Origin of the sequence: Marinobacter sp. S6332 (assembly GCF_023016045.1) — a bacterium.
Taxonomy (GTDB): Bacteria; Pseudomonadota; Gammaproteobacteria; order Pseudomonadales; family Oleiphilaceae; genus Marinobacter.
Genome location: NZ_JALKAP010000027.1, coordinates 1 through 8,076 on the forward strand (window position 1 = coordinate 1; position 8,076 = coordinate 8,076).

An 8,076-nucleotide genomic window follows, 5' to 3' on the forward strand; every position below is an offset into this window, starting at 1 on the left:
GTCCGTCCGCTGTGCGTGGCCAGCATTGGTACCTGTACCTGATTATGGACATATACAGTCGCAAGATCGTTGCTTGGGAAATCCATGAAATGGAATCCGGTGAACTAGCCAGGAAACTGGTCGAGCGTGCATTGCTGCGCGAGAGCTGCTGGCACAACCCGCCGGTGTTGCATGCCGATAATGGAGCGCCAATGACGTCTTATACGCTCAAGGCCCGGCTGGCCGATCTGGGCATGCTGATGTCGCACAGTCGTCCGAGAGTGAGCAACGATAATCCATACTCGGAATCGTTGTTCCGCACGGTCAAATACTGCCCGGAGTGGCCCTCAAAAGGCTTTAAATCGCTCACGGCTGTGCGTGAATGGATGCTGGCGTTCGAGTGCGCCTACAACGAAAGACATCTGCACAGTGGTATCAACTTCGTAACACCGGCAGATCGGCATCGTGGCGTTGATCACCAGCGCCTGGCGCATCGGAAAATGGTTTATGAAAGAGCAAAGCGCAGGAATCCACAGCGCTGGTCTGGCAATACCCGGAACTGGGAAGTCACCGGTCCGGTATCGCTCAATCCTGGCAAATTGCAGGAGGTTGAGCTTAATAGATTAGCTGCTTAGGTGCAGCTATTTGGACAACTGGGTTGAAAATCGCCGCGAACGTCAGTACCCATTTGCGGGCGTCCTCAATCGTACTGAAGCCGTTTACCGGGAACCCCGGACGGAACTTCAGGGTTTTGAACAGCGACTCCGAGTAGGCGTTGTCGTTACTAACTCGGGGACGACTATTCGAGGGCGTAATACCCAGATCGTACAGTTTCTCCAAGAAGGTCGATGCCTTCATGGGGCTGCCGTTGTCGGAGTGCAGCACCAGAGGCTTCTCTTTCGTCGCCAAGTGTTCACGCCAGTAGGCCTTTTCGATGAACTCGCTGGCAAGCTCACCGGTCTCACTGTGATAGACCTCGTGACCGACGATCTTACGGCTGTATACGTCCAGCATCAGGTACAGATAGAACCAGGTGCCTTTTGCTGGCCCCGGCAGCCATGAGATGTCCCAAGACCACAGCTGGTTCGCTTTCGTGGCTTTGTGTGTGGTCGCCTTGCGTTTGCTCTGGGGTGCCTTTTGCCGACCTCTGGGGTGTACTTGATCCTGCTCTCGCAACACCCGGTAGAAGGTGGATTCCGAGGCCAGGTAGCGTCCCTGATCCAGTTGGTCCGCAACGATGAAGGCCGGTGGACAGCTTCGGTATTCTTTCTGGTTGCACAGTGAGACCACGGCCTGACGCTCCGCCTCCGAGAGCTTGTTCGCAGGCGTTGGCCTAGACGCCATCGGTCGTTGATCGGCGCTGACGGCCTTGTCTGCCGTCCAACGCTGATAGGTGCGTACACTCAGATTCAGCAAGCCACAGGCCTTAACCAGCCGGGCTCCGTTACCCTGAGCCTCTTGGATCAGGGTAACCGCCTGCTGGCGATCCGGGAGGCTGGTCATTCGTCCTCGTCTTTGGGGCCCCAGATCGCCTCGGCTTTTTTTGACAGCGTCAGCAATGCTGCCGTTTCTGCCAAGGCCTTTTCCTTGCGCCAAAGTTCGGCTTCGAGTTTTTTGACTCGCTTTTTCTCAGCCTTGGCCGCTTGCCGATTCTGCTTGGTCTGTTCATCCGACAGGGCATTGGCGCCCATGCAGGCGGTTTTCCAAGCTTCGATCTGTTCCGGGTACAAACCGTGCTTACGGCAATATTCACTGAGTTCCGCCTCCGTCATCGGGGCGGTTTCAAGGACAATGCGAAATTTCTCTTCGCTACTCCACTTGTCCGAGTGAGCTGAATTCGATGGCAAAACGGCACCTCGTCCTCTGGCGGCTTTACGCCAATTGTACAAGGTTGCGGTACTGATGCCTTCCTGACTGGCCAACTCGGCAACCGTCAGGCTTTGAGGTGGAGCCATCTTCTGGAGAATGGCTTCTTTACGTTCTAATGAATAATGGGGCATGGTTGTCCTCTGAAATATTCAGGCGACAACTAAGCTGACACATAGGGGGTGGCAGGGGGTAATACAGCGGCTTTGAGCACTAAGTAAGTTTTCCTAAAAGACCATCTTGTGACGGCAAAGAGGTGCGCTTTGCGACCCCTGAATCTCAGGCAATAAACAGAAGCGGATATTCAGAAACGTTTGAATCGATCACAAGGCGAACCTTTTCCTAAGCCTCGTGATCTTCGGATTCACTGAGGGGTACCTTGCCGCCCCGTGAGCGTCTGGTGAAGCTCCAATCGATTGAAAAATCCAATAAGCAATGCAACTAAAACAGGGATGTTTACAGGGGCATCGCCAATTCCAAAAATGGGTGGGCAGTTACACAGTATTTTTATAGGCTCTTCTGGCCCTACGCCAGCATGTCTTTTTCACCCATCAGCAGGTTGCTGAGTGCAGCCAGCGAGCCAGCAAATACAGCCGGTTGCTGGATGCGTCACGAGTTACGCTCCATTATTTGTTCTAGGGACGCGAGAGTGTCATCCAGGTCGATCAATCGTTCCATTTTCTTTCCGTCTGAACAAACCTCAAATGGGATATGCTTTTCAACAAGGTATACAAAGTCGCTTTGCGCTTCCAGGTATTCGCTTTCGAGTATGCCTTTTTGTTCAAGTGATCCGAGTAGCTTTTCGCCCTCATTCACTTTTCTCTCGTATTGTTCATCCAAGCTTTCTGTTTTCTTCATTGGAACAGTCGTCCAGAATTGTGGAGACTTTGTGTTGTTTCTCTGAGCGATTAAAACCTAATGCGGAGGTTACTTAAAGTCTGGGAGCTCTAAAAAGTGGTGAGCTCAACCAGTCAAACCGAGCCTTGAATTAGTTCAATCCTCTACGTAGCCACCACGTTCCGCAATTACGGCTACCACTCTATCCATGACATAGTCATTTTGAGCGTAATCGGAAAGAAATCGTCCTTCTTCGTCAGCCACTTTTAGCACGGCTATTGGTGCGGCCTTTATCAACTCAACAGCTTTGTCTTCATCATCGTCATTCATCACATCAGTTATTTCATTCCAAACTTTGATATCTTCATCAGTTAAGTTCACGTTAAAGTTCCTCGTTTCGTATCCCATAATTTGTTTCAGCTCCACCGTCTTTCTGTAGAGGCGGTCTTGGCCCAATTGTTTCGCAAAAGAAAATCTTCAAGCAGTCTAGCAAGTATGTTTTCGGGGTCAACTGCGTTGACAGAGGGGGCTCCATAAACTCCAAATCCAAAGACGATTTAACAGTAGCTTACAATGGGCGCGACTTCATGTGTCGCATGTGCGAGTTAGACTTGTCTTAGCTAAACTGGAGGCTTGCCTATGCTGCTGTGGAAAGAGCTCATCAACGAAGCCCGCGAACTGGATCAAGACACGACAGCGTCGAAAGACGACTTAAAGCTGCTGCAGATTTATCTCTGCAGACTTTATCTCACCCCTGCATATGAAAACACTCTGAGCTTGTTCAGCGCTGAAGAAAACTTGGCATTTCTCGGTATTAAGCCACCGGAAGACGTCGGCTCTTTGAGCACACGGGCGCATCTGAATATCATACGAAAGCGGGAAGCAACGCTTGCATCCTCGCTCAAAGACCGGCCGCAATTGTCGTTTGTGCCGCTTCTGACCAGTTTGGTCAAACTCTTGAAGCCTAATCTGGTTGAAACCAAATTGCTGATTTATGCCATGTTGCTACTTAAGCATCCGCAGGCTCACCCAGTGCTGCGGGAGCTTGATATCAATGAGTTCAACAACTCTGTGAATGCGCTGGCCAGGGCGTTGCGTGAGTCTCCTCGCACGGTTGCCCAGGCGCTCGGTGACGATTCTATGCTGTGTCAGATTCGTTTGCTTGAAGCACCCAGTATGATCAGCGACATTTGGAATTTGGTGGAAGCTGGCCCTTTGCTAGGCCAACTGGTGTTGGCTACTTCTGACAGTGAAAAAGACCAAAGTGAAAGCGACATTGAGCAAATGCTGTTTCGGCATGTATGCCCGCCCGGGCCTGCGGCTCAACATCACATCGCTGAGTTTCAGGGCGTACCCGAACTGCAGTTGATGCTCGACTACCTGCAAAACTCCCTTGCCAACAAGGCCAGAGGCAAAAATATACTTCTTTACGGTAAGCCCGGCACAGGTAAAACCCAACTGGCTCGCGCCATGGCTGAGAAGCTGTCGGCTCCTCTGTATGAAGTACCAACAAAAGACGACCGTTCCGGTGCCATGACCGGCCGCATTCGCCTAGACGCAGCCAAACTGGCCCAGATGTTTCTGGAAGACCGCCTGGGCGCAATATTGCTGTTCGATGAAATGGAAGATGCGTTCCGAAAAATCGATGACCTGGCTAAAGGCTGGTTCAACCAGTTGCTGGAAGAAAACCAGGCCCCCGCGATCTGGATAAGCAATAACATCAGCGCGGTGGATTCGGCTTTTTTACGCCGCTTTGATTTTATTTTTGAAATAAAAGGCTCCGGAACCGACCAGCAAGCAGAGAAACTTGAGCGGGATCTGTCAGCTTTGCCCGTTAGCCAGGCGTGGGTATCAGAAGCGGCCCGCACCCCCTGGATGACTCCGGCACTGGCCAAAAACTTGCTGGATGTCGCACAGTTCTTGCCCCCAAAACAGGTCATTCGTAACCAGCAGCGCCTGGAGACTCTGATGCAACGACGCCTCTCAGCCATGGGCGAGCGTAAACCCGCAAAGTTATTGAACCGAAAACCGGAACAGAACTTCCCCGAATTCCGACTGGAATGGATTAATACCAAACCGACACTGAAGAACGTGGAGCGTCTGGTGCGTAAAGAGGGTACCGCCAAAGTTTGCCTCTATGGCCCGCCCGGGGCCGGTAAAACAGCCTATGCCCAGGAACTGGCAAAACGTTTGGGCAAGCCATTCATATTGCAGTCTGGCAGCGATTTGCTGGACAAGTACATCGGTGAGACCGAGAAGAACATTGCCGCTATGTTCGATAAAGCGGAAAGCACAGGTGCAGTTTTACTGCTCGATGAAGCTGACAGTTTTCTCTACAACCGGGCTATGGCTCAGCGCAGCTGGGAAGTCAGTGGCGTCAATGAATTTATGGTTCGCCTGGAACGGTTTGAAGGTATTCTCCTGGCCACCACCAACCGCTTCGATAGCCTGGACAAAGCCATACTGCGCCGCTTCCATCTTAAAGTAGAGTTCGGGTACCTGAGTGCCGTCCAGCTGAAAGAACTCATCGAATCCTGCGTGATCGATAAGGACCGCGCCCGAGGGTTGCGAACTGATCAACTTGCGCAGTTTGAGTATTTAACACCGGGTCTGGTGCGGGCAGCAGTTCAGAATCTTCGCTTACGTGGCTTTAAACCGCGCACAGAGAGGCTATTGGAAGCCCTGAAGGCGGAACAGGATCAGCAAGTTGATGGTGTGATTGGTCAGCCGATTGGTTTTGTGCAGTGAGCCTTCGCTACAGTTCATATCTTGGCCGATGTGTCTCTACTTGTCACACCTCTTTTTTATGCTGAGTTCATTATAGGAGATCAATATGAGCAAGCGTAGAAATAAGCGATCTTGCCTATGCGCTAATTATCGACTAGGAGTGCCTCATGCACCGGCGTGGGTACGTCCAGTGATTGCAGATTAAAGCGTGCAACGACATTGCGGAGCGGGTGGCGAGAGGCTGTTCAATAACCTCATTGATTCGCAGAGGTTTTTGAAAGTACTCGACTATACTCGATGAGCAATCAGTTGGAGAATCTCTTGGGAAAACGACTAACAAAATCACGATTTTCAATGGGGCTCAGCTGTCATCAAAAACTCATTTTTGAGGCGGCAGGTGAGGTGTACGTCGATCAGCGAAAGACCAGCGCTATATTGGAGGGTCTTGCCGAGGGTGGTTTCCAGCTTGGCGCACTCGCGCGAACTCTTTTTCGACAAGCCGACGGTTTAAGTGCGTTCGAGATTGATGCAGAAGGACAGGAAGAACAGATTGCTCAGACCGTGGAAGCGCTTAAGAAAGAGTCAGTAACGCTTTTCGAACCCACTATCGTTTTTGATGACTATCTTGTGCGGGTTGACGTTCTAAGGAAACGCGGGACGCAGATTGAATTAATTGAAGTGAAGTCTAAATCCTTCAATTCAAAATCTGATAAGCCGGATAAAAATCCGTTGTACTGGACTAAAGATGGCGATATCCATAGTGCGTTCCTCGATTCTGTTCGAGATTTGGCTTTCCAGTATTGGGTTCTCCGGCAAGCGTATCCTGCGTGGAATATTCAATGCTACCTCATGATGCCAGATACGTCTGTCCCCGCGCGTGAGGATGCATTGCACAAACGTTTATCAGTGGTTTTTGATGCAGAGTCATCGGGAAGCGATTTATATGCAAAGGTCGACGCTGTCGAGGAACTGAGCGAAGAGCGTCTGGATGATTGTTTCCTGACGCGAATTCCTATGGATCAGCAAGTGAAACATGTCCTGAATGATCGCCTGGCTGCTCCTGCAATAAGCGGTGATTTTGCCAGCGTTACCGAGAAGCTCGCAGCGATGAATACCGCTGAACTCTCAATGCGGCCCGCACCAGTCGGAGCTCATTGCAAAAGTTGTGAATTTTACACTCCCTCTCCCTCCGAGCAGGCTAAAAGTGGCTTCCATGAATGTTGGTCCGACAGACTTGACGGGGCGAGGGCTTTTCAGCGGGAAGACATGATTTTCGGGCTCTATAACCCTGCTGCCCGTGGGTCAGGGAGCACAGCAGGGCTGCTTGAGGCAGGGTACCATTGGCTGGCTGATATTGATCCAGATGTCCTCGGACTTCCGGCCCAACCCAACGGAAAGCTCACTACAAAAGATCGACAGCGCATGCAGTTGACCGGTGAGTGGCCAGGCGGAGGTGACTATTATTTTGATCGTAGCGGGTTTGCCGAAGCTTTGGATAAGTGCGACTGGCCTCTGTATTTCCTGGATTTTGAAGCAGCACGCAGCGCTTTGCCTTTCCGCTCGGGTATGCGTCCAAACAGCATTCAAATCTTTCAATACTCGCTACATGTCATGGAGCACGATGGTCAGGTCCGACATGCCGATGAGTTCTTGGACCTGTCGGTCGATGGCGATGTAAACATCCGCATGCTCCGCCGGCTGCGAGAGGCACTGGGCTCGACAGGCACAATACTGCGCTGGACAGATTACGAGAATACAGTGTTGAGCTCGGTTCGAGAGCATCTGCTGACAACGGATTCACCCCCAGAGGATCGTAATCAACTTGTCACATTCATCGAATCGATTATTCGTTCTGGCGAGCGTGAAATGGTGGATCAGGCGAAGTGGGCACAGCATTTTTATTTTCATCCGCACAGTCGAGGCAGCAACAGCATTAAATTGGTCCTGCCAGCTGTGATGATGAGCTCGGAGTATTTGCGCTCGCATTACGCACGACCCATTTACGGCACCGAGCAGACGGCGATTTTCAACCCAGTTGTCCAAATAGCTGCACCTAAGCAGCTAATCTATTAAGCTCAACCTCCTGCAATTTGCCAGGATTGAGCGATACCGGACCGGTGACTTCCCAGTTCCGGGTATTGCCAGACCAGCGCTGTGGATTCCTGCGCTTTGCTCTTTCATAAACCATTTTCCGATGCGCCAGGCGCTGGTGATCAACGCCACGATGCCGATCTGCCGGTGTTACGAAGTTGATACCACTGTGCAGATGTCTTTCGTTGTAGGCGCACTCGAACGCCAGCATCCATTCACGCACAGCCGTGAGCGATTTAAAGCCTTTTGAGGGCCACTCCGGGCAGTATTTGACCGTGCGGAACAACGATTCCGAGTATGGATTATCGTTGCTCACTCTCGGACGACTGTGCGACATCAGCATGCCCAGATCGGCCAGCCGGGCCTTGAGCGTATAAGACGTCATTGGCGCTCCATTATCGGCATGCAACACCGGCGGGTTGTGCCAGCAGCTCTCGCGCAGCAATGCACGCTCGACCAGTTTCCTGGCTAGTTCACCGGATTCCATTTCATGGATTTCCCAAGCAACGATCTTGCGACTGTATATGTCCATAATCAGGTACAGGTACCAATGCTGGCCACGCACAGCGGACGGAC

8 protein-coding genes are annotated in these 8,076 nt (G+C 51.5%); 3 read left to right on the plus strand and 5 right to left on the minus strand.

The window, feature by feature from the left end; genetic code table 11:
- On the plus strand, positions 1-614 hold a 614-nt coding region (locus MWU62_RS18765; RefSeq protein WP_247113765.1), incomplete at its 5' end, for a DDE-type integrase/transposase/recombinase.
- Here the strand turns inward: MWU62_RS18765 and MWU62_RS18770 are convergent.
- The 4 genes from MWU62_RS18770 to MWU62_RS18785 form a co-directional block, all read right to left on the minus strand.
- Positions 595-1,482 (minus strand): IS3 family transposase, encoded by an 888-nt coding sequence (locus tag MWU62_RS18770; RefSeq protein ID WP_247116257.1) that lies wholly within the window; start codon positions 1,480-1,482, stop codon positions 595-597. The genes MWU62_RS18765 and MWU62_RS18770 overlap by 20 nt on opposite strands.
- Complete coding sequence (locus MWU62_RS18775) at positions 1,479-1,979, minus strand: transposase (protein ID WP_247116258.1); 501 nt, start codon at positions 1,977-1,979, stop codon at positions 1,479-1,481. The genes MWU62_RS18770 and MWU62_RS18775 overlap by 4 nt, the downstream gene beginning before the upstream one ends.
- A 475-nt stretch (positions 1,980-2,454) precedes the next feature.
- Positions 2,455-2,703: a hypothetical protein gene (locus MWU62_RS18780; RefSeq protein ID WP_247116259.1), complete on the minus strand. Its 249-nt coding sequence runs from the start codon at positions 2,701-2,703 to the stop codon at positions 2,455-2,457.
- A 135-nt stretch (positions 2,704-2,838) separates the two neighbouring features.
- Entirely contained in the window at positions 2,839-3,063 is a 225-nt protein-coding gene (locus MWU62_RS18785; RefSeq protein WP_247116260.1) for a hypothetical protein, read from the minus strand.
- A gap of 258 nt (positions 3,064-3,321) precedes the next feature.
- Here MWU62_RS18785 and MWU62_RS18790 point away from each other — a divergent pair, with 258 nt between their 5' ends.
- On the plus strand, positions 3,322-5,430 hold the full coding sequence (locus MWU62_RS18790) for an ATP-binding protein (protein WP_247116261.1): 2,109 nt from the start codon (positions 3,322-3,324) through the stop codon (positions 5,428-5,430).
- 300 nt (positions 5,431-5,730) lie between these two features.
- On the plus strand, positions 5,731-7,482 hold the full coding sequence (locus MWU62_RS18795) for a DUF2779 domain-containing protein (protein ID WP_247116262.1): 1,752 nt from the start codon (positions 5,731-5,733) through the stop codon (positions 7,480-7,482).
- Here the strand turns inward: MWU62_RS18795 and MWU62_RS18800 are convergent.
- Positions 7,463-8,076: DDE-type integrase/transposase/recombinase (locus MWU62_RS18800; RefSeq protein ID WP_247113765.1), on the minus strand; the 614-nt coding region annotated here is incomplete at its 5' end. The two genes, MWU62_RS18795 and MWU62_RS18800, sit on opposite strands and share 20 nt — an antisense overlap.